Source organism: Nocardiopsis mwathae (genome assembly GCF_014201195.1).
Classification (GTDB): Bacteria; Actinomycetota; Actinomycetes; order Streptosporangiales; family Streptosporangiaceae; genus Nocardiopsis_C; species Nocardiopsis_C mwathae.
In genome coordinates, this window is sequence record NZ_JACHDS010000001.1 from 4,967,711 (window position 1) to 4,993,661 (window position 25,951).

The 25,951-nt window shown below is 68.2% G+C and carries 17 protein-coding genes and 1 tRNA gene; 9 read left to right on the forward strand and 9 right to left on the reverse strand.

Going from position 1 to position 25,951, the window contains the following annotated elements; translation table 11 throughout:
• Nucleotides 1-170: 170 nt before the first annotated feature.
• Entirely contained in the window at nt 171-1,841 is a 1,671-nt protein-coding gene (locus HNR23_RS21950) for a TIGR04141 family sporadically distributed protein (protein WP_184078303.1), read from the reverse strand.
• A 192-nt stretch (nt 1,842-2,033) separates the two neighbouring features.
• On the opposite strand from HNR23_RS21950, the gene HNR23_RS21955 reads away from it, so the two are divergent.
• The 5 genes from HNR23_RS21955 (at nt 2,034) to HNR23_RS21975 (ending at nt 12,429) form a co-directional block, all read left to right on the forward strand.
• A complete protein-coding gene (locus HNR23_RS21955) occupies nt 2,034-4,163 on the forward strand; it encodes an N-6 DNA methylase (RefSeq protein ID WP_184078305.1) in 2,130 nt (709 codons plus the stop codon).
• A gap of 91 nt (nt 4,164-4,254) precedes the next feature.
• On the forward strand, nt 4,255-6,291 hold the full coding sequence (locus HNR23_RS21960) for a type I restriction-modification system subunit M (protein WP_184078307.1): 2,037 nt from the start codon (nt 4,255-4,257) through the stop codon (nt 6,289-6,291).
• A 350-nt stretch (nt 6,292-6,641) separates the two neighbouring features.
• Nucleotides 6,642-7,592 carry a restriction endonuclease subunit S gene (locus HNR23_RS21965; RefSeq protein WP_184078309.1) on the forward strand — a complete coding sequence of 317 codons (951 nt, stop codon included), beginning with the start codon at nt 6,642-6,644 and terminating at the stop codon, nt 7,590-7,592.
• Nucleotides 7,589-10,735: a type I restriction endonuclease subunit R gene (locus tag HNR23_RS21970; RefSeq protein ID WP_184078311.1), complete on the forward strand. Its 3,147-nt coding sequence runs from the start codon at nt 7,589-7,591 to the stop codon at nt 10,733-10,735. Before HNR23_RS21965 ends, HNR23_RS21970 begins: the two co-directional genes overlap by 4 nt.
• Before the next feature lie 119 nt (nt 10,736-10,854).
• Nucleotides 10,855-12,429, forward strand: coding sequence for a protein kinase domain-containing protein (locus HNR23_RS21975; RefSeq protein WP_184078312.1), 1,575 nt, complete (start codon nt 10,855-10,857; stop codon nt 12,427-12,429).
• A 106-nt stretch (nt 12,430-12,535) separates the two neighbouring features.
• Here HNR23_RS21975 and HNR23_RS21980 read toward each other — a convergent pair whose 3' ends face one another.
• From HNR23_RS21980 to HNR23_RS22000, 5 genes are all read right to left on the reverse strand, one after another.
• The gene (locus HNR23_RS21980; protein WP_184078313.1) at nt 12,536-13,765 is read right to left on the reverse strand and encodes a restriction endonuclease subunit S; all 1,230 of its coding nucleotides are present in this window, start codon (nt 13,763-13,765) and stop codon (nt 12,536-12,538) included.
• Nucleotides 13,762-15,180 (reverse strand): N-6 DNA methylase, encoded by a 1,419-nt coding sequence (locus tag HNR23_RS21985; RefSeq protein WP_184078314.1) that lies wholly within the window; start codon nt 15,178-15,180, stop codon nt 13,762-13,764. Before HNR23_RS21985 ends, HNR23_RS21980 begins: the two co-directional genes overlap by 4 nt.
• 77 nt (nt 15,181-15,257) lie before the next feature.
• On the reverse strand, nt 15,258-15,443 hold the full coding sequence (locus HNR23_RS21990) for a hypothetical protein (RefSeq protein WP_184078315.1): 186 nt from the start codon (nt 15,441-15,443) through the stop codon (nt 15,258-15,260).
• A 385-nt stretch (nt 15,444-15,828) separates the two neighbouring features.
• Nucleotides 15,829-16,626, reverse strand: coding sequence for an aminotransferase class IV family protein (locus tag HNR23_RS21995; protein ID WP_184078316.1), 798 nt, complete (start codon nt 16,624-16,626; stop codon nt 15,829-15,831).
• 261 nt (nt 16,627-16,887) lie between these two features.
• On the reverse strand, nt 16,888-17,922 hold the full coding sequence (locus tag HNR23_RS22000; protein ID WP_184078317.1) for a TRM11 family SAM-dependent methyltransferase: 1,035 nt from the start codon (nt 17,920-17,922) through the stop codon (nt 16,888-16,890).
• Between the two features lie 1,577 nt (nt 17,923-19,499).
• Here HNR23_RS22000 and HNR23_RS22010 point away from each other — a divergent pair.
• Nucleotides 19,500-20,054 carry a PH domain-containing protein gene (locus HNR23_RS22010; protein ID WP_184078319.1) on the forward strand — a complete coding sequence of 185 codons (555 nt, stop codon included), beginning with the start codon at nt 19,500-19,502 and terminating at the stop codon, nt 20,052-20,054.
• Nucleotides 20,051-21,895 (forward strand): PH domain-containing protein, encoded by a 1,845-nt coding sequence (locus HNR23_RS22015; RefSeq protein WP_184078321.1) that lies wholly within the window; start codon nt 20,051-20,053, stop codon nt 21,893-21,895. The genes HNR23_RS22010 and HNR23_RS22015 overlap by 4 nt, the downstream gene beginning before the upstream one ends.
• Before the next feature lie 10 nt (nt 21,896-21,905).
• On the opposite strand, the gene HNR23_RS22020 is transcribed toward HNR23_RS22015, so the two are convergent.
• The gene (locus HNR23_RS22020; RefSeq protein ID WP_221308215.1) at nt 21,906-22,400 is read right to left on the reverse strand and encodes an NAD-dependent epimerase/dehydratase family protein; all 495 of its coding nucleotides are present in this window, start codon (nt 22,398-22,400) and stop codon (nt 21,906-21,908) included.
• A 186-nt stretch (nt 22,401-22,586) separates the two neighbouring features.
• On the opposite strand from HNR23_RS22020, the gene HNR23_RS22025 reads away from it, so the two are divergent.
• Together HNR23_RS22025 and HNR23_RS22030 are read left to right on the forward strand one after the other, a co-directional pair.
• Complete coding sequence (locus tag HNR23_RS22025) at nt 22,587-25,166, forward strand: BTAD domain-containing putative transcriptional regulator (RefSeq protein WP_184078324.1); 2,580 nt, start codon at nt 22,587-22,589, stop codon at nt 25,164-25,166.
• A 14-nt stretch (nt 25,167-25,180) separates the two neighbouring features.
• A complete protein-coding gene (locus HNR23_RS22030; RefSeq protein ID WP_246421827.1) occupies nt 25,181-25,342 on the forward strand; it encodes a hypothetical protein in 162 nt (53 codons plus the stop codon).
• 94 nt (nt 25,343-25,436) lie between these two features.
• Here the strand turns inward: HNR23_RS22030 and HNR23_RS22035 are convergent.
• Both HNR23_RS22035 and HNR23_RS26385 read right to left on the reverse strand, forming a co-directional pair.
• Nucleotides 25,437-25,512 (reverse strand) — tRNA-Ala (locus HNR23_RS22035).
• 176 nt (nt 25,513-25,688) lie between these two features.
• A complete protein-coding gene (locus HNR23_RS26385; RefSeq protein ID WP_017595396.1) occupies nt 25,689-25,811 on the reverse strand; it encodes a DLW-39 family protein in 123 nt (40 codons plus the stop codon).
• Nucleotides 25,812-25,951 lie beyond the last annotated feature (140 nt).

Consider the following 25,951-nt stretch of genomic DNA (forward strand, 5'->3'; position numbering starts at 1 on the left):
ATTCAGCCAACGCGAACCTATCTATCGGGACCAATAAGGGGAAGCCGTCAAGCCCGCAATGGCCGGAAGCGGACGCCGACCCATGGAGCGATGACCATGGCGAAAGGCGTCAATCCTGTCGGTTTCGTCCCGCCGTTTGCCATGGTCATCGCGGAAGGGCCAGCAAAGGGCTAGGCAGCTGCCGAGGCGGGTCCGCTCTCGGCGCCCGCGATACCGACCACCTCGACCTTGATGTTCCGTGTCTCCAACAGCCGGGCCGTCTGGACCAAGGTGACCTGCGAGAATGGAAACAGCGTGTCGGCCGTGAGCTCAGTGCCGCGCTTCAGCAGGATCGCGAAGACGACCTTCGACGGCTGGAAGTCCTCGGTCGACGCTTCCCCCTTCCGGGCCGCGGCCACCTTCGCCACGAACTGCTCCCTCGCCTCCGGGGAGTGCTCCAGCGTCTGCACGGCCACGAGCCCCTGGCTGAAGAGGTGGCTCAGCGCGTCGGACCCCTTGGCGCGTTTCACCATCACCAGAACGTCGTCCGGGGTCAGCAGGTCGCAGATCTCGACGCCGTTGTGGCTGTGCAGGGAGGTCTTGACGTTGTCCCGATCGAAGCAGATGTACCCGGGGCGCTTGCGCGCGACCGACCTGTTGTAGTCGCGCTCCTCATCGCTGAGCACCCACGGGGGCAGGTCGACGGAGGGAGAGGTGGTGATCAGCCGCTCGACGTGCGCACGGAGCGCCGTCAGGTACTCCTGGTCGATCTCGTACCAGCACCCGTCCGTCAGGAAGAACCGCCGGGAGCCGAGCGGTACCTCCGCCTCGATCCACTTCAGTGCCTTGGAGGTCCGGATGACGTCACGCTTGTCGGCACTACTGCTCCGGTAGAGGGTGACCGCCCCCTCCCGCAGGGCCTTCACTCGACTCCCGCTGCGCTGGACGCGGGCCCGGTCGAGGACGTAGGGCAGGTCGAAGTCATCTGTCGGGGTTCCCGCCGCATAGCTGTTGATCCGGGCGGTGAACGCCCTGGCCGCCGTGTAGTCGGCCCAGTGGTCGACAGGAACGGCCGCCCTGATGCGGCCGTCGGGCGGCTGACCGAGCATGTCGTCGAAGGCACTCTCCAGTCGGACACGGAGCCGGTGGTCCTTGACGGGCACGACATGCTCGACGAACTCAAGCTCAGGGCTCGGCTCATCCTCACTCAGGACACGGGCGACCGCACGGATATCGGCGACCAGGTCGTCAGGGTCGACTCCCAGGCGCATGCACAGGCCGACGCCGCCTTCGACGCTGGACACCTTCTCCGGGTTGTCGCGCGCGATGGTGAGCGGCAGACCGTCCAGCTGGCCCCCGAGACGGCGCACGATCTGCGCGTGCTCACTCACGCCGAGGCTCCGCACGGACGTCCCGCCCGGAACCAGGGTGATGTCGGTGCGCCCGCCGCCGGGGGTGTGGGAGACCAGGTCACGGATCTTGTCCGGGTTGACGCGGCGGACGGCGAAGCTCAGCCCGAACCGCTGATCCTTCAGGCGGTCGGGGACGAGGCGGAAACCCTGGTCGTAGCCGATGGCGTACACCTCGCCGTCGACCGCCAGCATCAGCAGCCCGGCCGAGCGGTTGACCGGCCGTGACACCTCGCAGCCCGTCGTGCGGAGGACATCCCCACACCAGGACGCGACGGGCTGCTCGAAGCTGCCGCTGACGAAGATCGCCGGCTGCGCGAGGCGCTCGGGGAATTCGAGCTCCGCGCCGATCTCCTCCAGCTGGTTCGGATCGAGGGCGTCGAACATCGCCTCGGGCGTCGGTGCGACGCCCCTGAGTCGGTAGAGGGTCCGCTTGGACGTACTGGTCGTCATGGTGTCACTTCCTCGAAGAGTGCATCTGGGCACAGGAGGCCCGGGGAAGAGGGAGACCCGCGAAGTGGCCGATGAAAGCACTTCCAGTAGAGCGAAGCATGAAAGCGTTGTCAAACAGTATTCTCGGATCGAATGGCGGTGTATGCTGTTAACATCCGGAGCACGCACCATCCGAACCGGGGGCAGGAGTCCATGAGCCAGCAGGCCAACACCTTTGTGACCGCGGCCGACATCGGACGCCTGGCAGGAGTCACGCGGGCCACCGTGAGCAACTGGCGCCGTCGGCACGCGGACTTCCCGGCACCGGAGGGCGGCACGGAGAACCGCCCCCTGTATGACCTCGAAGCGGTGCGGGCGTGGCTCGCCGAGCGGGGCCAGCTCCCCGAGGAGTCCGCGAGAGACAAGCTGCGTGTCGTCCACATGGCAACGGGCAGTGGCAAGACCGAGGCCTTGTTCGCCGGCGTTCTCGCCGCCTCCCTGCTCGATCGGCAGAAGCTCGACGCCCTGCCGAAAAGGTCCGACGACGAACTGTTGGCATGGTTCAGGTCGGCCGCCGCCGCAGCGAGCGACGAGATCCCCGGTGCCGACGCATCCGCGGTCGACTCCCGGACCGTCGAGCCGCTGCGGACCGTGCTGCGGTCAGTGATCTCTGAGGGGCCAGAGGCAACCACGGACGTCTTGGCGGAGCGTCTGATGGAGGCCGGCGCCACCGGCGCATCCGCCATGCCCCCCGCCCTTGTCGACCTCATGGCCGACCTACTGGGCGACGGGACCGGCGGCTATCCGACCACAGTTCTCGACCCCGCCTGCGGCAACGGAACTCTGCTCGCCGCGGCATGCCGCAAAGGGGCCTCCAAGCTGTTCGGACAGGATCTTCGCAAGATCCAGGCCGCGCAGACGGTCGTTCGGCTTCGGACGGCGGCGGAATCGGATGTGGACGTCACAGCGCGGGTCGGGGACAGCCTGCGCGCCGACGCGTTCCCCGAGCTCGCGGCCGACGCCGTGCTGTGCAACCCCCCGTACGGCGTCCGCGACTGGGGGCACGACGAGCTGGCCTACGACGAACGCTGGGCGTACGGGGTGCCACCGAAGGGAGAATCCGAACTCGCCTGGGTGCAGCACTGCCTCGCCCATCTCGTGCCCGGCGGCCGGGCCGTCCTTCTCATGCCGCCTGCGGTCGCGGAACGCGCCGGAGCCCGCCGGATTCGCGCTCAGCTCGTCCGGGACGGGGCGATCCGGGCGATCATCGCGCTCCCCCAAGGCGCCGCGTCCCCCCTGCATGTGGGCCTGCAACTGTGGGTGCTGCAACGCCCCGGGGGGCAAGAGGCCACGGCCGAGAACCTGCTGTTCGTCGATGCGGCAAGTACCTCCGTGTCCGCCGACAGCCCCAGAATCGACTGGGACGGCCTCAGCGAAAGCGTGCTTTCGGCATGGCGGCAGTACAGCGAAGATCCCGGTGACTTCGAGGGCATACCCGGTTCCGCGAGAGCACTCGCGGTGATCGACCTCCTCGACGAGGTCATTGATCTGACCCCGACGCGTCATGTTCACGCGGGCACGCCCATGACCTCCCCGGCGCAGCACGCTCAGAAGGCAGCGGAAGCGCATGCCCGTCTGCGCACGCGGGGGGAGGAGTTGATGCGTCTCCTCAAGGATGGGGAGTGGCAGTCGTCCGGGGACAAGCCCCGCGAGTGGCGTACGGCCACGGTCGCGGACCTGCTGCGAGGCGGAGCGCTCGATGTGCCGTACACCGCCGGCCACGGTCGCCGCACCCGGAGCGGGCGCTCGGACCAGCGCCCCCGAAAGCCCCAGCGCAGCGAACGGCCGGTGTTGACCGTCGACGATGTCCTGTCCAGCCGCGCACCATCAGGGAATGAGGCCGACGTCGACGCCGAGGTCCCGCTGCCCCACCTCCAGCGCGGTGACGTGCTGCTCCCGGAAATAGTCCGCAGTGGTGCCCCGCACGTCGCCCGCGTCGCCTCGGCCGAAGAAGAGGGCTGTCTCTTCGGGCCCCAGCTTCTGCTTTTCCGCCCGGACCAGAGTCGGCTCGACCCGTGGTTCCTTTCCGGGTTCCTGTCGGCCGAGCAGAACGTCAACGCCGCGACGACTGGAACGTCCGTGATCCGAATCGACCCGCGGCGGCTCCGCGTACCCCTTCTCTCTCTCGCTGAGCAGCAGCGCTACGGCGAGGCGTTCCGCCATCTGCACGCCGTACGCACCGCAGCCCGAAGCGCGGCCGAGGCTGCGGAAGAGACCACCCGGATACTCAGAGCCGGACTCACCACCGGCGCCCTGACGCCGCCAGAGGACGAAATGTCCTGAAAACCTGTCGCGGCAACACCTCGACGGACGACACTTGACGTACCCCCGGCGCCGCCCGCCCTCAACACAGCCGATCAGTGGAAGGACCCCCTTGAACAGCAGTAAGCACACGGAGCTGGCGAACCACGCCTGGTCCGTCGCCGATCTCCTGCGCGGCGACTACAAGCAATCGGACTACGGAAAGGTGATCCTTCCGTTCACGGTGCTGCGGCGCCTGGAGTGCGTACTCGAACCGACCCGGGAGAAGGTCCGTGCGCGACTGCTCCACTTCGCGGGCCAGGAGATCGACACCGACCGCTTCCTGCGGAAGGCCTCCGGGCACGACTTCTACAACACCAGCGAATACACGCTCAAGAGAATCCTCGACGACCCCACGCACGCCGCGCGGAACCTGACGGCGTACGTCGCCGCCTTCTCCGGCAACGCACGCGAGGTGCTGGAGAAGTACGATTTCGCCCAGCAGATCCGACGCCTGGCCGGGGCCGGGCTGCTCTACCAGGTCATCGGCAAGTTCGCGGACTTGGATCTGCGCCCCTACCTGCTGGATGAGAACAACAACGTGGTGCGGGGAGACGACGGCAAACCCGTCACGATCGTCTCGAACCACCAGATGGGTTACGTATTCGAAGAGCTCATCCGCCGGTTTGCGGAGCAGTCGAACGAGACCGCCGGTGAACACTTCACCCCGCGCGAGGTCATCGAGCTGATGGTGAACCTGCTGGTGGCCCCTGACGCCGATGGTCTCAGCACGCCGGGCGCCGTGCGCAAGGTCCTGGATCCGGCCTGCGGCACGGGCGGCATGCTGAGTGCCGCCGAGGAGCACATCACCGCCCTGAACCCGGACGCGACCGTCGAGGTGTACGGGCAGGAGCTCAACCCCGAGTCCTGGGCGATCTGCCGATCCGACCTCATGATCAAGGGGCAGAACCCGGACAACATCGCCTTCGGCAACTCGTTCTCCCACGACGGGCACAGGAGCGCCACGTTCGACTACCTTCTCGCCAACCCTCCCTTCGGCGTGGAGTGGAAGAAGGTGAAGGACGCCGTCGAGTGGGAGCACGGGTCGCTGGGCGAGTCCGGCCGCTTCGGCGCCGGCCTGCCGCGGATCAACGACGGCTCGCTGCTGTTCCTCCAGCACATGATCTCGAAGATGAAGCCCGCCCATAAGGGCGGGAGCCGCGTGGCCATCGTCTTCAACGGCTCGCCGCTGTTCACGGGTGCGGCGGAGTCCGGGGAGTCCAGGATCCGTCAGTGGATCCTGGAGAACGACTGGCTGGAGGCCGTCGTCGCCCTACCCGACCAGCTCTTCTACAACACGGGGATCTCGACCTACTTCTGGATCGTGACCAATCGGAAGTCCCCCGACCACAAGGGCAAGGTCGTGCTGCTGGACGCCCGCGACTACTGGCAGAAGATGCGCAAGTCTCTGGGCGACAAGCGGAAGTACGTCGCACCGGACCAGATCGCTGAGATCACGCGTTTGTACGAGGACGCCTTGGCGGTCGCCGAGGATGCAGAGCACCCCCTGCACGGCAAGGTGAAGGTCTTCCGCAACGAGGACTTCGGTTACCGGAGGATCACCGTCGAACGCCCGCTGAAGCTCCGTTTCGAGGTGACGGAGGAGGCGCTGGCTGCGCTGGAGGCGTCGAAGCCGATCCAGAAGCTTTCCAACCCGTCCGCTTTCCTCGATGCCCTGCGCGCCATGGAGGTCCGGTCCTGGGCGACGAAGCAGGAGGCGTGGCTCGCCCTGAAGGATGCGGTGATCGCGTCCGGCCTGACCTGGCCGTCGGGGGCGCCTTTCAACAAGGCTCTGCGGGATGCGATCGGCGTGCGGGATCCAGAGGGCGAGGTCCAGTTGGTCAAGGGCTCACCGGAACCGGACCCAGAGCTGCGGGACTTTGAGAACGTGCCGCTTGAGGAAGACGTGGAGGACTACCTGAAGCGCGAGGTCCTGCCACACGTTCCGGATGCGTGGATCGACCACAGCAAGACGAAGACCGGATACGAGATTCCGTTTACGCGGCACTTCTACGTCTACGAGCCACCCCGGCCACTTGCAGAAATCGACGCAGAGCTGAAGGCACTGGAAGTGGAGATTCAGGCGCTGCTGGGCGAGGTGACCGAGTGAGCGTGCACAAGTACACAGAATCTCTACAGCGAGCGAAGTGGCTCTTGCGCGCGATCGACGAGCGTGTCGGCAGGAGCCAACTTCCACTGCTGTCAGTTTCGATCCACCAAGGAGTCATTCGCCGAGACTCCATCACTAATGACTTGCCACGAGCCGAAGATCTAAGTAACTACAAAGTTTGCCGTACTGGCGACGTCGTTCTAAATCGGATGCGTGCATTTCAAGGAGCAATCGGAGTATGCAAAGAGGACGGAATTGTCAGCCCTGACTACCTCGTCCTGAGGCCCGCAGGTTCGGCAGATCCTCGCTACCTACACCATCTCTTCAGGTCCGAATGGTTCATATCCGAGATGACCGCACGTCTTCGCGGAATTGGATCCTCCGACCAGGGAAACGTGCGCACACCTCGAATTAACTATGCAGACCTGGGGAGCATATCGATACCCATTCCTCCGCTGCAAGAGCAGAGCCGCATCGCCGACTTCCTCGACGCCGAAACTGCTCGAATTGAAAAAATCGCAGCCACAGCTAAACGCGGTCGAAGACTTCTCGATGAACGCCGCTGGGCAACAGTCCATTCATTCGTTACGGGGGCTGATCGTTCCGGGCCTCACTACGACCCAATGCTAGGTTGGGTTCGGCAAATTCCCGATGATTGGCCGGTTGTGCGGCTAAAGCATGTCGCCGATTTGGGAAGCGGCCACACTCCCAGTCGGACCCATGCAGAATACTGGAAAGATTGCACGATCCCTTGGATCTCGCTCTTTGACGTAGGCGGAATGCGAGATGTTCGCCAGACACGTCTAACTGAGACAGTTCAGAAGATCAGCGAACTTGGCATGGAAAATTCCTCGGCATGCCTGCACCCGGCCGGAACGGTCGTGTTGTCACGAACTGCATCCGTTGGATTCTCTACGGTCATGGGCGTTGACATGGCAGTGAGCCAGCACTTCGTCACCTGGACCTGCGGGAACTCGCTGCTGCCTGACTACCTCCTACATACGCTTCGATCCATGCGCCAGTACTTCGAAAGTGTTCAGGTCGGCACAACCAACGTTACGGTGTTTATGCCGGATCTCCAATCAATCAAGATTCCCCTTCCTTCGACAACTGAACAAAATTCGATCGTCAAGCGCATCGGCGCCATCACGGACAATATCGATTTACTTGCTGCACGGTTCGACAGCCAAGTTTCGCTACTCGCCGAACGCCGCCAAGCCCTCATCACCGCCGCCGTAACCGGCCAGATCGACGTCTCCACCGCGAGCGGACGCAACGTAACGGAGGGAATCACGTCATGAGCCCCGTTCACCACGAGTCCGCGTTCGGTGATGCGATCGTCGCCGCCATGGTGGAACGCGGCTGGCAGGAAGGAAACCCGCACGACTACCGCCCGGACCTCGGGCTCGATACCGCTCAGCTGTTCACGTTCATCGGTGCCACTCAGCCCGCCGAGTGGGACGAACTCCTTGCCCTCTACGGCAACGACGCCGACGCCGCGCAGGTCGGGTTCGCGAGACGGTTGGACCAGGCGATCACCGCCGACGGCCTGCTCACCGTCCTCCGCAAGGGTGTGAAGGACCGCGGCGTGCTCATCCGCGTCGCCTACTTCAAACCCAACCTCGTCCTCTCGGACTCGGTCCTCGACAGCTACCGGGCCAACCGGCTCACCGTCGTCCGGGAGCTCGAATACGCGACGAAGCCGGCCGACAAGGGAAACCGGCTCGACCTGGCTCTCCTCCTCAACGGCATCCCGATCGCCACCGCCGAGCTGAAGAACCCGCTCACCGGGCAGGGCGTCGAGCAGGCCAAGCAGCAGTACCGGTCGGACCGCGACCCGACCGAGCCGATCTTCACGCGCCGCGTCATCGCGAACTTCGCCGTCGACCCGGACCTCGTCTTCGTCACCACCCAGCTCCGCGGCGCGAAGACGCAGTTCCTCCCCTTCAACACCGGGTCGAACGGCCCCGGCCGCCCCGGCGGCGCGGGCAACCCCGCCCCCACCGCCCCCGGCACCTACGCCACCTCCTACCTGTGGGAGCAGATCTGGGAGCGGGACAACTGGCTCGACCTCCTCGAACGGTTCGTCCACCTCCACAGGTCCAAGGCCCCGGGCGGCGCCACCACCAAGACGGTGATCTTCCCGCGCTACCACCAGTGGGACGTCGTCAAGAAGCTCACCGCCCACGCCGCTCGGCACGGCACCGGGAACAACTACCTCGTCATGGCGTCGGCCGGCTCCGGCAAGTCGAACACCATCGCCTGGCTGGCCCACCGGCTCAGCGACCTGCACGCCGCCCCCGACGCGGTCGACGGCGCCACGCCCGGCACCCCGGTGTTCGACAAGATCATCGTCATCACCGACCGCCGCAACCTCGACGCCCAGCTCCGCGAGACCGTCGGCAGCTTCGAGCAGACCGCCGGCCTGGTCGTTCCGATCGACGAGAAGCACGGCGCCAAGTCCGAGCAGCTCGCGCAGGCGCTCTCGCAGGGCTCCGGGAAGATCATCACGGTCACCCTGCACACCTTCCCCGCTCTCCTCGACTACCTGAAGCGCGACCCCAAGGAGATCCACGGGAGCAGGTTCGCGATCATCGTCGACGAGGCGCACTCCTCCCAGTCCGGTGACGCGGCGTCCGCCGTTCGCTCCGCCCTGCGCGACCTCGGCCTGGACGCCGACTCCGACGACGACGGCGCCACGACCGTCGACGCGAAGCTGAAGAAGAAGGCCGAGGAGCGCAGCCAGGCCAAGAATCTCTCCTACTTCGCGTTCACCGCCACGCCGAAGGCCAAGACCCTGGAGAACTTCGGCACCCTGGACACCATCGACGGCGTGACGGCCTACTGGCCCTTCCACACCTACTCCATGCGACAGGCGATCGAGGAGGGCTTCATCCTCGACCCGCTCCGCAACTACGTCACGTACAACACCTACTGGAAGCTGGTCAACGAGAACCCGGATGAGCGGGAGGTCGACCCGACGAAGGCCAATCCGCTACTCGCGCGGTACGCCCTGACCCATGACTCGACCGTCGCCCAGCACGCCAAGGTCATCGTCGAGCACTTCCGCGCCCACACCAAGGGGCGCCTCGGCGGGCGCGCCAAGTCGATGGTGGTGACCGCCTCGCGGCACAGCGCGGTCCAGATGGCACGCGCCATCAAGGAGTACATCGGCGACCGCCGCTACCAGGGCGTCGGCGTGCTCGTCGCCTTCTCCGGCAGCCTCACCTACGAGGGCGAGGAGGTCACCGAGTCGAAGGAGAACGGCGGCCTGGCGGAGAGCGCCCTGCCGAAAGCGTTCGCCTACACCCGCGCCGATGACAAGGCGACCCGGTCCGGTGGCCCCGGAAAGCCCGAGTACCGGATTCTGGTCGTCGCCGAGAAGTACCAGACCGGGTTCGACCAGCCGCTGCTGACGACGATGTACGTCAACAAGAAGCTGACCGGGATCTCGGCCGTGCAGACCCTGTCCCGCCTCAACCGCACCGCCGAGCGCAAGGCCCAGAGCGACTTGGCGGTGCTCGACTTCGTCAACGAGGCCGAGGACATCCAGGCGGCCTTCCGGCCGTACTTCGAGGAGGCGGAGACGCTCCCCTCCGACCCCAACCTCCTCTACACCGCGCAGAGCCGGGTCATGTCCCCGCCGATCCTCGTCGGCCAGGAGATGCAGGACTTCGCCGGGGCGTACCTGGCGGCCGAGGAGAAGGCCGCGGGTTCGCAGGCGAAGTGGCAGAAGCTCCACGCCGAGCTGTACCGGTTCCTCGGCCCGGCGGTGGCCCGGTTCACCGACCTGATCGACAGCGAGGACGAGTACGACCGCGAGACCGCCGAGCAGTTCCGGGCGGACCTCAACGACTACATCCGCAAGTACGGCTTCCTCGCGCAGATCGTCCCCTACCAGGACGCCGAGCTGGAGCGCCTCTACCTCTACGGCCGTCACCTGCTCAACCGGCTGCCGCGCCGCGCCGACGGCGGGGTCGACGTCGGCGACATCGACCTCAGCCACATGCGCGTGGAGAAGACCGGCGAGCACAACCTGAGCCTGGCCCCCGAGGGCGCAGCGGAGCTACCGGGCTTCGGCGACGGCTCCGGCGGGGCGAAGGAACCGGAGAAGTCCCTGCTCTCCGAGCTGATCGAGCGGTTCAACGAGAAGCACGGCACGGAATTCTCGGAACATGACGTCATCCTCCCGTTCAACGCGGCCGTGGCCGAGCCCAGGGTCCGGCTGGCCGCTGTCGCCAACAACGACCAGGAGAACTTCGGGGTCGTCTTCGACGAGGTCTTCGAGGACAAGATGGCCGACCACATCGACACCATCGCCGGGCTGGGTCGCCAGTACTTCGGGGCGGACCGGAGCTTCCGCAGTTCGCTCAACCGGAGCGCCCGCAGCGCCGCGTGGCGCCTGATCCGCGAACAGGAGGGCGTCATCGACGACGTGGCCTGACGGCCCTCCCATCCAGCGCCGCCGGGCGAACCCGAACACGCCGGGCGCTGGATGGGCTATTTTCACCGTGAGCAACACTTGTCCCACAACGTGTCGATACGAGCGCAGTCGGGGGAACGGTGCCGGACGAGCCGATCGCTGGACGCTACGAGCTGATCGAAGAGATCAGCTCCGGTGGCATGGGGACGGTGTGGCGCGGCTACGACGCCGTGCTGGACCGCGAGGTGGCGGTCAAGCGGATCCGCCACGACGAGATCACGTCGCCGGAGGCCGCCGAACACTTCGCCCAACGCTTCAAGCGTGAAGCCCGGGTCACCGCGCGCATCCGGCACCACGGCGTACCCCAGGTCTACGACGCCGTCCTGGAGAGCTCATACGACCAGGTCTACCTGGTGATGGAACTGGTGCGAGGCGTATCCCTGCGCGCGTTCATCGATCCGGACCGCCCCCTTCCCATCGCGTGGGCCGCCGCCATGGCCGCGCAGGTCTGCACCGTCCTCTCCCACGCCCACGCCGTGCCCGTCGTCCACCGCGACCTCAAGCCGGACAACGTCCACGTTGCCGACGACGGCACGGTCAAGGTCCTCGACTTCGGGATCGCGGCCATCCTGCGCAAGGGCGTCACGAAACTCACCGTGGATGGGAGCTACGTGGGAAGCTCCCACTACATGGCCCCAGAACAGGTGCGATGTGCGACGATCACGCCGCAGACCGACCTGTACGCCTTGGGTTGCGTCCTGCATGAGCTGCTGTGCGGCCGTGCCCTGTTCGACGGCGCGAACGAGTTCGATATCCGGCAGCAGCACGTGTCCGCGCAGCCCCGGCCGCTCCGTGAACTGCGCGCGGACGTCCCACCCGAACTGGAGCGGCTGGTCCTGGAACTGCTGCGGAAGAATCCCGAGCGGCGGCCGATCGACGCCTACGCCGTCTACGAGCGGCTTCTGCCCTTCCTGCCACCTCCCGGCTCACCCCCGCCCGCGTCGGATGAGCGGCTGCTCCGTGTCCCGGACCCCACCCTCATGTACCGGCGGCCGAACGCCCCGCGTCCGCGGGCCGAGGACACTCCTGCGGTGCCCGGCCCCACCGCGGTCGGTCCATCGGCGTCGCCGAGCTCCGCGCCCGACACCGCGCTACGGGACGCGATCAAGGCCGCGGTGGAGCACTCCGACGCGCTGTTGGAAGACGAGCGCTTCGGCCAGGCGGCGCAGGTGTTGCAGGACGTGATCACGCCCGCGGCGGACCTCCTTGGCTCGGAGAGTCCGCGTGTCTTGCGGCTGCGTGTACGGCGCGCGGCCATCCTGCAGGTCGGCGGCGACTCCCGGCGCGCACTGGCCGAATTCGACGCCCTCGCCGCCGCCTACGTGCGCACCGGGGGCCAGGCCAGCCCGGATGCGCTGAAGTGCCGTCGCCTCGCCGCCTACTGCCGTGCGGAGCTCGGGCAGGCGACCTCCGCCTTGAAGCAGCTTCGAGAGGTACTCGGGCGAGTGCGCGCGGATGAGGGCGACGCGTCCACCACCGCGCTGGAAGTGCGCCGGTATATCGGGTTCCTGCTCCTGACCGAGGGAAACACCGAAGCCGCCATCGACGTCCTCGAACCGCTCCACCAGGACCTGTGCCTCGTCAACGGGCCCGACCACGAGGAAACACGGGAGATCGAAGACGTCCTCGCCCAGGCGCGGTCGGCCGAGGGGTGACATCGCGCCGGCGCCCCGAGCGATGCCCGGGGCCGCGCGGCGCTACAGGTGGAGGGGCAGACGTCGCGTCCGGGGACACCGCCACGCGGGAGTCAGCGTCACCCGATCAGAGGGCTGTGTCCCGGGAGGCGCCGTTCCGCGGGGCCCGCGAGATATCGAGCAGCAGCGAGTCGCGGAGCTCTACCAGAGTCCGGTTCTCGTCGAGCGCATGCAGCGCCCGCCGGTGCAGCGGTTCCGCCACCTGGTGGAACCGCTGCCGCACCTCGGGTTCGGGCCATGCGACCTCCAGGCGGGAGAAGGCGCGCCGACTGATCTCGCGGCCGTGTCGCCCTTGCGCGGCCCGTGACAGTTCATCGCTTCGGGAACGGAGCTCGTGCAGGAGCCACCACTGGTCGATGCTCTCGGCCGGACGTACTGCCAGGGTTCCGCGATTCGGGGCCATGGAGATCAGGGTGACCGCGACTCCGGCTCCTTCGGGGCGGGGCGCGACCAGGATCGTTCCCGGGTCGCACACCGATCGCGGCTCCGCATGCCCATGGTCGCCCGCCTCGACGATGTAGGGGAGTGGGGCTTCCAGGACGTGGGCCGCGGCGACGCGTGGCACGGTGACGACGTCGCTGTCGGTGGACGGCTTGGCAGGGGCCTTCTTGCCGGTCACCGCGTCGGTCACCGCTCCGAACGTGCAGGCCGTCCAGCCTGCTCGGTGCCGCGTCCGTTCTCGATGGTGGGCGTCGGCCAGGGCGACGGCGTCGGCCGCGATCCCCACGTTGAGTTCGATCTTCGCTGCGATCAGGTCGAACAGGCGGAAGATCGTATCCATCTGCTCCTGCGGCGGAACGGCCACCGGCAGCTTCTTCAGCGCGTCGATGCTGAGCGTCGCCTCGACGTGTGCCGACGTCTCGCGGGAGATCTGCGCGCGGGCGGCCGGTGTATGGAGCCAGATCCTCAGCCAGCGCATGGTCCTGTGGTCCGTGGATCTGAGGATGCCGACGGAGCGCGTTGCGATCCAGCCGTCGTGCAGCGGCGTGACCAGAGCGGTCTCCCCGACCCTGGCGCCGACCAGAACGAGGACCAGGTCGCCCTCGCGCAGAATCGCCCGCTCGGTCGCCGTTGCAGGACGTACGGGATCCGCGGCGTGCTCCGCGGTGATGCGGCCTCCGCGGATATCTCCCGCCCGAACGATCGTCTGATCGGCGGGCCGGGGCTCATCGTTGAGCCCGTATGTCGCCGTCGCGTCCGCCAGACCGCCGACCGTGGCATGGCTCCATCCTTCGAAGAGCCCTGGCGCCTGGGGAAGGGGAAAGAGCGGAGGGGTGGCCGCGCAGTCGTGCGTCATAGCTCGTCCAAGGCCCTTCGCAGCTCGATGTCCAGATTCCACGCTTCTTCGAGCTTCTTGTAGAGCTCCCATCTGATCTGGGCTATGCGCTGCCGGGAGTCGGCACCCGTGTCGCTCGGGTCGACGGCGTGATTGGGCGGCAGCAGATCGCAGTGCCCGTCCACAAGCTCGTGGAGAGAGCGGGACCGACACCACCCGGGCTGATCCTGATAGCCCTCGGCGCCATCGACGTCAGCGAAGCGCGGCGCCCCTCGCCAGGCGGCCAACGTGTGCAGGATCCGTTGGGTGCCGTCCCGCTCCAGCCGCCATCTGCGGCTGGTGCCGATCTGCTCGGATACCTTCCGGGCGTTGATGAACAGGACCTCGCCGCGCCGGTCGGTTCCGCCCCTACCCTGTGGACTCTTGTCGCGGTTCAGCAGCCACAGGCAGCAGGGGATCCGCACATGCGGAAAGAGTCCCGGCGGAAGCGCCACCACGCACTCGACCAGGTCATCGCGGACCAGTCCCTCGCGAATGCTCTGATCGGCCTTGCGGCGGTTGGTCGCGGCGCCGTCGGGCATCAGCACCGCGGCTCGTCCGTGAGGTGCCAGGCCATGGACGATGTGCAGGAGCCAGGCGAAATTCGCGTCGCCGCGCGGCGGGGGAACGTGGTCGCTCCATCGCGGGTCGTGAGGATTCGGCGCGTCGGCCGTCCAGGAAGGCATGTTGAACGGCGGATTGGCGAGCACGATGTCGAACGGCTCGGTCATCGGCTCGGCGAGGCTGTCCATGGGTGGTGCCAGGTCGGCCTTGACGCCATGGGCTTCGAGGTTCATCTGCGCGATCTGCAGGGTGCCTGCGTGCAGGTCCTGGCCGGTCAGTCGCGCCCGGACATCGAGGGATGTGTGTCGGCGCAGGTAGCGAACGGCTTCGATCAGCAGGCCCGCTGAACCGCAGACAGGATCGCAGATCCGGTGCGCGTCACGCGGCTGCACCGCTTCCACCATCAGCCGGGCGATGTCGCGGGGGGTGAAGTAGTGCCCGCCCTTCGCCTGAGAGTCCGAGAGCTCCCTCAAGCAGTGTTCGAAGAGGTCGTCCAGTCTGTCCGCCCTGTTGATGGTCGAGATCAGGCCCCGCAGTTCGTTGTCGACGGTCGGGTGAAGGCTCGGCACATCGGCCTGGCCTGCGTCGGGGGTGTTGGGGGCGGCGTCTCGCGGCAGCCAGTGGTCGAGGAACTCTCGAACGCGCGGCCCCACCCGGGGCTCGCGCTCGGCTACGGCGACGAGCCACGACCAGGTCGGCCGGGGAGACTCCCGGCCATCGTCCTGCTGTGCCGCCCAGCGCCCGTAGACCAGGGAGACGACGATGCGCCAGGCGTCGTGCTCGTTGAGAGGGTTGCTCAGACCCTGCACCAGTCGCCGGACGTGGGGCGCCACGTCAGCCGGACTTCTCACACTCACTCCCCACCGGTAGCGTTCTCCGTCCGCCATGGCGCCCCTCGTCTCGCGCACCTTTACACGAGCCCGAGAGTGGACATGACCCGAAGGACGAGCGACAGCGTAGCGCCGAAGGCTGCCACCCCCGTTAGGATCGTTGTCGGCGCACCCGCCCCGCCAAGGGTCATCAGGATCCCCGCCAGAAGGGCCACGATCACGGCCACCAGCGCCGCCACGGTCACGAACAACAGCTTCCGCTCCATGCGCAACTCCCACGGTTTCGGTACGGCGTGCGGCGCCGGCACAGCGCCGCACGGGAAAGGGTCACTCCCGGCGGTGTCGCCCACCGGGCACTGGCCAACGTAGAAGCGTGCGAGAGTCGAGCGGGGATAGCACTGCGTTTGGGATTTTCCCTTGCTTCAGCCCCCCATGAACCCGCTGGATTCGAGGGGCACGCCGTTTGGGATTAATGACGACACAAGGGCGCCCACCGGAGTCGCGGAAAGATCCAACCGACCCCGCAAGCCCGCTCCCGCGATGCCTCTGGCTCCAGCTCGCCACCGCCCGCGAGTGCTGGCCCCACGGGGTATCCGTCCACATCCCGCCTCATGTCGGCGCCCGGAACTACCGACCCCACGCGGCCCGCGACTAGATGCCCTCCAGGGGGAGCTCTTCGTATTCCTTCCGAAGGATCTTGAACAAGCGGTGGTCCGGCGGCATCCGTACGCCGTCGATGGCGCTGATCGGGCGCACACCCACCGACGCGTTGGTGGCGAACGCCGCCTGCATGCGCGGCACATCCGTGAGGTTGACCGGGACGTCCACACTGCTCCCGTGAAGATCCTTCAGCAGTCGCATGGTCACGCCCGGGAGCACCGGCTCGTCGGGCCATATGACGCGCTCGCCATCGAAGAAGGCGATGTTCCAGGTCGCGCCCTCCGACACGAACCCCGAGCCGCTGGTGAAGAGAACGTCGTCGAAGCCGTTGATCTGGGCGCTTCGGCGGTGGTGGAGCAGGCCGAAGAGTCCCACATGTTTGACCGACGGCAGATCGCGGGCGTAGACGGCCGTCTGCACGCTCATCGGGGCCGGCGGCCCGGCCCCGGCGGTGCGGGTGGTGACGAGGATATGCGGCTCTGCCCGTGCCGCCGGGGACCCGATCTCAAGCTGGGGATCGAAGACGGTGACCCGAACGATGACGGTGACCCGAACGATGACGGCCCCGCGTTCGTGACCGAGGGCACAGCGAATGAGATCCCGGACGCGGTGGGGATCCAGCTCGGTGCCGAACAGCTCGCGGCAGTCGGTGACGAGCCGCTCCAGGTGCAGGGACAGACCGCGGACACGCCGGTCCTCGACCCGCATGGTGGTGAAGTGACCGTAGTTGGTCAGGGCCAGTGCTTGCAGCTCATCAGGTGTGGCGGGCGAGCCGTTGAGTTGCGCCATAACGGGAGTCTGACACCCGCTCACACCTTCCCCAGTTCATCCAACGCCTACGCCCCGGAAAACCGGCTGTGCGCTTCGGCCCCGCGCCAGGCCGGATACGACCGGCAGAACCCGGGGCCGATCAGTACACGCACACCCTCCTCACACAGAGTCTCCACGCTTCTGTGGAAGGAGAGACGGTCGGCGTAGGCGGTGCCCACGAATATCTATCCAAGTCACCGCCCGAACGCGCCACGACTCGAGGCCCGGAGGCGGCCTCCGTCAGGGCTTGCGCGCCACGATCACGTCGCGCAGGATCGCCTGGTCGACCCGATGCTCGAAATTCCGGTAGGGGCCGGAGTCGAACACCTCCAGCCCAGCCGCGCGCAGCTCGGCGGCGACCTCCTCGCGCTTGGCCACCAGAGTGTTCCACGCGATGCCCATCGCACCGCCGGAGCGCAGCAACTCCATCCACACCGGAAGCCCTGCCCTGAGCAGGTCCAGCGGTGCGCGCCGCAGGCCTTCACCCTCGGTGCGGCTGCCGTGCTGCACGCCGTAGGGGGCATCGGTCACGAGCAAGTCGAAAGAGCCCGCGGCGTAGACGTCCCGGGCCTCGGTGGTATCGATGTTGCAGAAGCTCAGCCGCTGCGTATCGCCGGCCTTATAACGCTCCTTGCTCGGCGCCAGTGTGACCTCCAGTTGGCGCCCCAGGACCCGGCGCTGCCGGCGCACGGGGGCCACCTCGGCCTGGTGCTTCAGGCGCTTCCGCTTCAGATAGGTGCGGATGAAGCCGGAGTAGGCCTCGAAGTCGCGCTTGTCGATATCCACGCCGGCGGCATCGTAGCCGTACATGATCGCCTGGTTCAGGGTCGTACCCCGGCCGCCCAGCGGATCGAGCACCGAGAATCGACGCCGGGCCATCTCACCGGCGAAATTCGAACTCCACAGGGTGACATTGAGCAGCAATTTGGTGAACTGCTCGTTGGTCTTGCCTTGGTATTTTTGAATCGTGATGAGATCATCATCGTACAGATCGAGCCTGTGCAGCTCCTTCGGTGCAAGCAGGTCCCCCTCGATGCGGAACATTCCGTAGATCGAGGAAAGGTTCGCCAATAATGCCAGATCGGCCTCGGAAAGCTCGTCGGCCTCAAAGGTGAGGTAGGGGACTCCGCCGATCGAGGTCTGCTTGATGTCCGATATCCGGCCCTCCAGCGCGGCGCGGTTGAGCACCCCCAGCTCCGCCGTCATCAGACGCGCCGACGAGTCAGCGTACACGCGGTTGGCCGAAGGGAGCAGGAGGGTCGCATAGGTGGCCATCGGGTGTCCTTCAGTTCGGGTCGGTGCCGCGTCGTGTACGGCCCGTGCTCAGGCCGACCCGCGGTGCGCCCCGCGGCGTGCCCGGCGGTCTCTCGGGCCGTCGTCCCGCTCCATGATCCCCGAAGCGCTGCCCCCCGCGCAAAGCCCGCGGCTGACAGGCCCGGCACGACCCGACAACGCGACAAGCCGGGTGTCATCCGCAATGAGCACCACGAGAATCCTGGTTTCGGGAAACTTCCACTGGAACGCCGGGTACAGCCACACCCTGGCGGAGTACGTGGCCGCCGCACCCACTCTCGGCTGTGAGATCGCGGTTTCGCGGCAGCTCTCCTGGTTCGACGACAGGGTGGGGCGGCGCCTACCCGTCCGCAACGACCTGGCCTGGGGCACCCATCTGGTCTTCATGTTCGAAGCCCGCCAGTACCTGGACGACGAGCAACTCTCCCTCGCGGGGCGCTTCCCCCGGCACCGCAAGGCGATCATTGACTTCGACACCCACTGGGCCCCGCCACCTCTCCGTTCGGGGACGACTCGGCCGCCGGCTATCCCGCGGAGAGCTGGCACGAGCTGTACCGGACCCGCAGCGACCTGGTCCTCCAGCCCCGCCTGCCCGAATCCCTGCCTGGCGGCGCCACGTACTTCAGCTGCTATGGGCTTCCCGAGAAGGTCGTCGCACCCGCGGACTTCGGTGGCCCCGGGGCGCGAGACTGCGACATCCAGTACATCGGCAGCAACTGGTACCGGTGGGAGAGCCTGGTGAGGGCGGTCGAGGCCGCGCGTGCCGCGGATCCCCCGATGACTCGGCTGCGTGCCTGCGGCCGCTGGTGGGACGGGCCGCCCTGCCCGGGGTACGAGTCCGCCACCGCGAACGAACCCGGTCTGCTACGCGCCATGGGCGTGGACGTGCATCCGCCCGTTCCCTTCGACCGCAACATCGCCGAGATGGGCGCGGCCGCCCTGACACCCGTGCTGGTGCGTCCACTGGTCGCCGGGGGTCGGCTACGCACCCCGCGGATGTTCGAGACGCTCGCCTCGGGCAGCACCCCCGTCTTCGACCTGGCTGCTGGCCCGTCCCCGCTTCCATCTGCATTTCATCCCGACCTACTCCAGTTGGATGAATCCGGTGGAGCGGTTCTTCGCCGAGATCACCCGCCGGATGATCCTGCGGGGAAGTCACACCTCGGCCAAAGAGCCGGAGCTGGCAGTGCAGGCATGGATCGACGGCTGGAATGAAGATCCCAATCCGTTCGTGTGGCCAGGACCGCCGAGGAGATCTTCGAGACCATCACCTCATACCTTCATCGGATTAACGGCTCGAAACGCTAGGGCGTGTTCGCCCCTGCGCTATCATCACCGGCAACGCATTCGTCTTCCGATCCACAGAGGGTCCGTCGCACTCCGGGTGAACGTCCCGGTGTCTCCACTCCGCGAGAGCCGCGCACAGTGCGGGAAAGCAGCTAAAGACGCAGGCAGCCCACGCTTGGGCGCCGACCAGCGCAAGCCTCGCCGCGGACCCTTCGGATCGTCCCGCCGCACCAGTGCTGCAAGCCAGTCACAACGGTACGGAAAGAAACATCATGGTCGAACACCGAAGCGTGATCACCTGGCTGGATGAGGATCCAGATCCGATCTGCCTACGCCCGCCGCGCCACCGCATCGAACAGCGCGCGATCGTGTGGTGGACGTTGCGGTCGCTCCTGGGAATCGCAGGCTACGTCGGCCTCCCGCTGGCCGCCTTCCTGATCGCCGAGCGGTTCTGGCCCTGGCTGGCCGATCACCGCCCCTGGGCGCTCGGGGCGGCCACCGCGCTCGCCGCGCTGTTCGCGCTCTACGCGGTGGTCGTGCCCGTCTGGCGGTACGCGGTACACCGCTGGGAGGCCAACGAGGCGGCGGTCTACGCCCGCTCGGGGTGGTTCATTCGACAGTGGAAGGTCGCCCCCTTGGCCCGTGTCCAGACTGTGGACACCACGCGCGGCCCGCTGGAGCAGTTGTTGGGGTTGTCCACCCTCGTGGTGACGACCGCCTCGTCCTACGGACCGGTCGCCATCCCCGGGTTGAACCACGAGGTCGCCTCGGAGGCCGCCCAGTACATCAGCGAACTGACCCAGGCCATACCAGGGGACGCGACATGACCGCTGCCACCGAACCCGGTGAGCCGACACCTGCGCCGACACGCGCACCGACATCGGCACCTGCACCGTCCGAAGCCGACACCCCCTGGCGGCGCCTCGACGTCCGTATGGTGTGGGTCGACGCCCTGTGGGCCCTCGTATCGTTCATCCCCGCCGTACTCGTGTGGGTCCTCTACGGTGTGGACGCGGGTTGGGGGCTCTACCTGGGTGTAGGCATGGTCCTGGTCAGCGGGGTCGGTGCCGCCACCCGGGACTTCGTGCGTTGGCTGCGCACCCGCTACCGCATCACCCCTGATCACGTCGAGCTGCGCACGGGCCTGTTCGTCCGCTCCCACCGGGCGGTGCGCCGGGACCGGATCCGCGCCGTGGATATCTCGGCCAAGCTCCGGCACCGCCTGGCCGGGCTGCGGCTCGTGGTCATCGGCGCGGGCCAGCAGGGAGCGGCCGACGCCGCCTTCGAGATCGACGCGGTGTCGCCGGACACTGCCCGACGGCTGCGCCAAGAGCTACTCGGCGCCGGGGAAGCCGATGCGGGCGCCGACCCCGGCCCGGCGCGGCCGGGCCGGACGCCAGAGTCGGACGTCCAGGAACTGGCCCGGTTCCACTGGTCCTGGGTGGTGCTGAACGTCGTGGGAATCTGGATGTTCCTGGTCCCCCTGATCCTGCTGGGCATCGGCTACATCGTGTCCTGGCTGCTGGGCCTGGGGCCGCTGGTGAACGGGTGGATCGCCGCCGGCTACGGGCTGGTGACGCGGCACGGGCTCCCCGCCGTGCTGGCGGGTGTCGCCGTGCTCGGCCTGTTCGGCCTGTTCTCCTTCGCCGCCCTGTTCGTTTCCGAGCACTGGCGGTACCGGCTCTTCCGGGGGACGACCGCTCGGGGCACGGCGCTACGCAGCAGCCAGGGCCTGCTCAAAACCCGCGAGGTGAGCCGGGACGACCACCGGCTGCGCGGCGTGGAGATCATCGAGCCCCTGCGATGGCGGTGGCTGGGCGCCGGCGAGGTCGGGGTCGTCTCCACTGGGCTGGCCGAGGACAGCTGGGAGGAGAGCAGCGCCAGCACGATCCTGCCCTGTGCGCCCATCGGGCAGGCACGGCGCGTCGCTGCCGCCGCGCTCCAGGGCGACCGGCCGCTGGAGGCCGCTTTGGCGGCCCACCCCCGGGCGGCGCTGCGCCGCCGCCTCCTCTGGGCGGCCCTGGCCTCCCTGGGCGCCGCGGCAGCGGTCTGGGCGCTCGGGGCAGCGGTCGCGCCGGTACCGGCCTGGCTGGGCCCCGCGCTTCTGCCGGTGCTGCTTCCGGCGGCGCTGCTGCGCGCCTGGCTTGCCTACCGGGCCATGGCCTACACGGTGACCGGCGGGTACCTGGTGACCCGCTCCGGCGTCATGCCACGTCATCTGGCCGCGCTGAAGTGCAAGGCGATCAGCGGCCTCACCCTGCGGCAATCACTGCTCCAGCGCCGACTGGGCCTGGCGAGCGTGGAGATGTCCACAGCTGCCGGATACCAGGTCTACGGCTGTACCGACGTGGGGGTCGAGCGCGCAGGGTGGCTGCTGGCCACGGTCGGCCCGGGGATCGTCGCACCGTTCCTGAAGCGGTCTGATCCCGGGGACGGCCCCGGCCCCCTGGGGGAGGGGGGCGCGCGGGGCGGCACGCGCACCTTCGCCGACCGGCGGCGGTCGCAGATCATGTCGGCAGCCCGCGCCGTAGCCGCCGACACCGGGGCCGAACGGGTGCGGCGGACCGAGGTTGCGGCCCGGGCAGGGATCAGTGAACGCGTCATCGGCCACTACTTTCCCGATGCCCAGGACCTGGTCACGCCCGTGCCGACGAAGGCTGCGGAGTGAGGCGCCGCTGTCAGGCCCTACCCGTCAGGAAGCTCACGGTCCGGCGCAGCCCCTCGTCCAGGGAAACCTGAGGGACCCACCCTGTGGCGCGGTGGAACCGCGAGGGATCGACGGTGAAGCTGTGCGTGTCGGTCGCGGCCGCGCCGTCTGGCGGGTCGACCCTCACCACAGGCACCGGAGGACGCCCGCTCTCCTCGGCGACGGCGGCGGCGACGGCGGCGACGGCGACGGCGGCGAAGAGGTCGCTCAGCCGGGTCGGCCGCCACGTGCCCACCAGCCAGTGCCGCCCGGCAAGCACGTCGGCATGGTCCGCGGCGGCAACGACGGCCCTCGCCGCGTCCTCGACGAAGAGCAGGTCCCGGTGGACGCCGCCGGACCCCCAGAGGGTCAGCGGGACGTCGGCCAGGGCGCGCCGGACCATCGCGCTCACCACGCCGTGGTCGTCGGCGGTCGGGGCGGCGGCGGGGCCGAAGACGGTGGGCAGCCGGACCCCCACCCCTTGCACCACTGCCTTCTCGAAGGTGGCGCACCGTGCGCGCCACTGGCGGACGCCCAGAGCCGGTCGGTGGGAGGAATGGCCGGCGAGGTGAAGTGAGTGCCAGGCGAACCGGTCAGAGCCGTTGCCCCGGAGGCTTTCTGCGCCGCGTCAGTGGCCGGAGGGCCGTCGGTCGGCCGTGGAACAATCAGCCGGGTGCAGATCGGGATACTCGGGCCGTTCGAGGTCCGCAGGGGCGATGGCGGTTTCGCCGACGTTCCGGGGACACGGTTGCGGGTGTTGCTGGTCGCCCTCGCGCTCGAAGCGGGGCGTGTGGTACCGAAGGCGGCGCTCATGGACTGGATCTGGGGGGAGCACCCGCCCGCGGGTGCTGCGAACGCCCTGCAGCGCTTGGTATCCCGGCTGCGGAATGTGCTTCCGGAAGGGGCGGTCGAGGGACGGAGGGACGGCTACCGGTTGCGGGTGGCGCCCGACGCCGTCGACGCCGTGCGGTTCGAACGCCTCGTCGGCCAGGCCCGCACCGACGAGGGCCTTCGTCGGGTACGGCTGCTGCGTGAAGCCCTCGCGCTGTGGCGCGGTGCGCCCATGCAGGATGTCGGTTCGCCGGACAGCGCAGCGTTCGACGCGGCGGTCACCCGGCTCGAAGGGCTCCGCCTGAGCGCCCTGGAGGACCGGTTCGATGCGGAGATCCGCCTCGGCCACGGCGCGGAACTGGTCGCGGAACTGACCGACCTCGTGGCCGCGCACCCGCTGCGCGAGCGTCTCGTCGCCGCGCTGATGCGCGCCCTCGCCGCGACCGGCCGCGGCAATGAGGCGCTGCTCACCTACGAGCACACGAAACAGGCCCTGGCCGACGCGTTGGGCGTCGACCCTTCACCCGAGCTGTCCGCCGTGCATGTCGCGCTGCTGCGCGGCGAGCTTGGTCAGCGGGAGGAGCACCGGAGAACCAACCTGCGTGCCGAGCTGACCAGCTTCGTCGGCAAGGACGCCGATATCGCCGCGGTCCGCGAACTCGTCACCGACCACCGGCTCACCACGCTGGTCGGGCCGGGCGGCTCGGGCAAGACGAGGCTGGCCGCGGAAACCGCGCGCATGCTCCTCGGCGACCTGCCGGACGGGGCCTGGCTGGTGGAGCTGGCGTCCATCGGCGCGGACGGTGACGTGGCGCAGTCGACGCTCACCGGGCTCGGCCTGCGGGATGCTCTGCTCGGCGAGGCACCGGACGCGGAGCCGACGGAGCGGGTCATCGCCGCGTTCCGCGAGCGCGAGGCACTGCTGATCCTGGACAATTGCGAGCACGTGATCGGGTCCGCGGCGGCGTTCGCGCATCGGGTGCTCGGCGAGTGCCGATGGCTGCGGATCCTCGCGACGAGCAGGGAACCCCTCGGAATCACCGGTGAGGCGCTGTGGCCGGTCGCGCCGCTGCCCCTCCCCGCGGAGGACGCCGCCCCCGGCGCGATCGAATCCGCTCCGGCGGTCCGGCTACTGCGGGACCGAGCCGGGGCGGTGCGCAGGGAGCTGGCGACCGACGTCCGCGCATTGCCGACCATGGCGCGCGTCTGCCGGGCCCTGGACGGGATGCCGCTGGCCATCGAGCTGGCCGCGGCCAGGTTGCGCACCATGTCCCTCGGCCAGCTCGCCGACCGGATCGACGACCGGTTCCGCCTGCTGACGGGCGGCAGCCGCACCGCGCTGCCGCGGCACCGGACGCTGCGTGCGGTGGTCGACTGGAGCTGGGAGCTGCTCACCGACGCCGAGCGGGCGGTCCTGCGCAGGCTCGCGGTGTTCTCCGGCGGCGCGAGCCTGGAGGCGGCCGAGCGGGTCTGCTCGGGCGACGGGGTCGAGGCGCGGCAGGTGCTGGAGCTGCTCACCACGCTGACCGAGAAGTCGCTGGTGGTCGCCGAGGGAGACGGTGTCCCGCGCTACCGGATGCTCGGCACGATCAGGGAGTACGCGGCCGACCGTCTGGCGGAGGCCGGCGAATCGGAGTCGGCGCGCCAGGCGCATCTCGCGTTCTTCACCGAACTCGCCGAAACCGCGGAACCGCACCTTCGCCGCGCCGAGCAGCTGGAATGGCTTGCCGCGCTGGAGAGCGAGCACGGCAACACCTCCGCTGCGATGCGCGGTGCGCTCGCGGCGGCGGAGGCGCACGGCGCGATGCGGCTCGCAGCGGCCGCCGGCTGGTACTGGTGGCTCGGCGGGCACAAGGCCGAGGGCAGCGAGCTGATCATGGCCGCCGCTGCCACGCCCGGCGACGTGCCCGACGAGGTCCGGGCCGTGGTGTACGCGTTCGCCACGGGGTTCCTGACCTCCGGGCGGGCGAACGACCAGTACCAGGCGGAAAAGTGGATCCGCGGGGTGCACGAGATCAGCCGGCGTGCCCGCAGCCGCCACCCGGCGGTGCGGCTCACCGTCGCACTGGAACGCATGTTGGAGGCGCCGGAGGCGTTCCTGCCCGCATTCGAACCGCTGCTCGCCGACGAGGACCCCTGGGTCCGTGCCCTGGCCCGGCTGCAGCTCGGCAAGATGCGGATCCGGTTCGGCTGGGAAGGACCGGACGCGGAGGAGTATCTCGAAACGGCGCTCGCGGAGTTCCGCGCGATCGGCGACCGGTGGGGGATCTCGTTCGCCCTGACCGAGCTGGCGGATCGGATCGCCATGCGCGGCGATTTCAGCAGCGCATGCGAGCACTACGAGCACGCGATCGCCGTCGTCACCGAGGCCGGTGCCCTCGACGATGCCGTGCCGATGCGGTCGCGGCTGGGGCGGACGTGAAGGTCATTCAGACGATGCTCGGTCACAAGACGGCGACCATGACCCTCGACCACTACGGGCACCTGTTCCCCGATCGCCTCGATGAGGTCGCGTCGAAGCTGAGCAGTGGGCGCGCTGCCGCGCTACGCAAGGCGAAGGACGCGGCCAAGGCGAAGTCGAGGAAGCGCGCGGCCTAGAGCGCATGTGTACTAAATGTGTACTGAGCCCCTGGTACACGAAAGCGGGGACCCCGAAGGATCCCCGCTCAGGTCGTCTGACCTGCGTATTCGTTGGTGGAGCCAAGGGGAGTCGAACCCCTGACCTCCGGTATGCAAAACCGGCGCTCTGCCAGCTGAGCTATGGCCCCAGACGCGGCTGATCAGAGCATACCGCTCTGCCGGACCTGGCCGGTGCCGGTTTTCGGGGGTGGCCCGGGAGGCGCGGGCGTCGTAAGGGGACGAAACCGCCGCCCACGGCCCCAGGGACAGCAGTCGACAGCCACTGACACGTCGGACGTGCCGTGGCTGACGACCAGTGGTATTGCTAGTTTTCGCTGGCCGCCGTGGCTTCCGTCCACAGGTCGAGCTCGGCGCGGTCGGCCTGGATCTTGCGATAGACGGCGAACGCCCCGAGGGCCACCAGCACCAGGACGATGATCTTCTTCACGGTGTTGGACCCTTTCTTGTATCACGGATATACGGGTCGGTTGACGTCACGCGACTCTTCAGACCGGGTGGGATCGCCTCGGACGAACTGTGCCGGGCGTCTCCCCCGTCTACCGAGCGGTAGGCGTCACTAGAGAACTT

Excerpts from the sequence above, each read along its gene's own strand:
- HNR23_RS21950 (WP_184078303.1), bottom strand. The coding sequence starts at position 1,841 with ATGACGACCAGTACGTCCAAGCGGACCCTCTACCGACTCAGGGGCGTC.
- HNR23_RS21955 (WP_184078305.1), top strand. The coding sequence starts at position 2,034 with ATGAGCCAGCAGGCCAACACCTTTGTGACCGCGGCCGACATCGGACGC.
- HNR23_RS21965 (WP_184078309.1), top strand. The coding sequence starts at position 6,642 with ATGACCGCACGTCTTCGCGGAATTGGATCCTCCGACCAGGGAAACGTG.
- HNR23_RS21970 (WP_184078311.1), top strand. The coding sequence starts at position 7,589 with ATGAGCCCCGTTCACCACGAGTCCGCGTTCGGTGATGCGATCGTCGCC.
- HNR23_RS21980 (WP_184078313.1), bottom strand. The coding sequence starts at position 13,765 with ATGACGCACGACTGCGCGGCCACCCCTCCGCTCTTTCCCCTTCCCCAG.
- HNR23_RS21990 (WP_184078315.1), bottom strand. The coding sequence starts at position 15,443 with ATGGAGCGGAAGCTGTTGTTCGTGACCGTGGCGGCGCTGGTGGCCGTG.
- HNR23_RS21995 (WP_184078316.1), bottom strand. The coding sequence starts at position 16,626 with ATGGCGCAACTCAACGGCTCGCCCGCCACACCTGATGAGCTGCAAGCA.
- HNR23_RS22000 (WP_184078317.1), bottom strand. The coding sequence starts at position 17,922 with ATGGCCACCTATGCGACCCTCCTGCTCCCTTCGGCCAACCGCGTGTAC.
- HNR23_RS22010 (WP_184078319.1), top strand. The coding sequence starts at position 19,500 with ATGGTCGAACACCGAAGCGTGATCACCTGGCTGGATGAGGATCCAGAT.
- HNR23_RS22015 (WP_184078321.1), top strand. The coding sequence starts at position 20,051 with ATGACCGCTGCCACCGAACCCGGTGAGCCGACACCTGCGCCGACACGC.
- HNR23_RS22030 (WP_246421827.1), top strand. The coding sequence starts at position 25,181 with ATGCTCGGTCACAAGACGGCGACCATGACCCTCGACCACTACGGGCAC.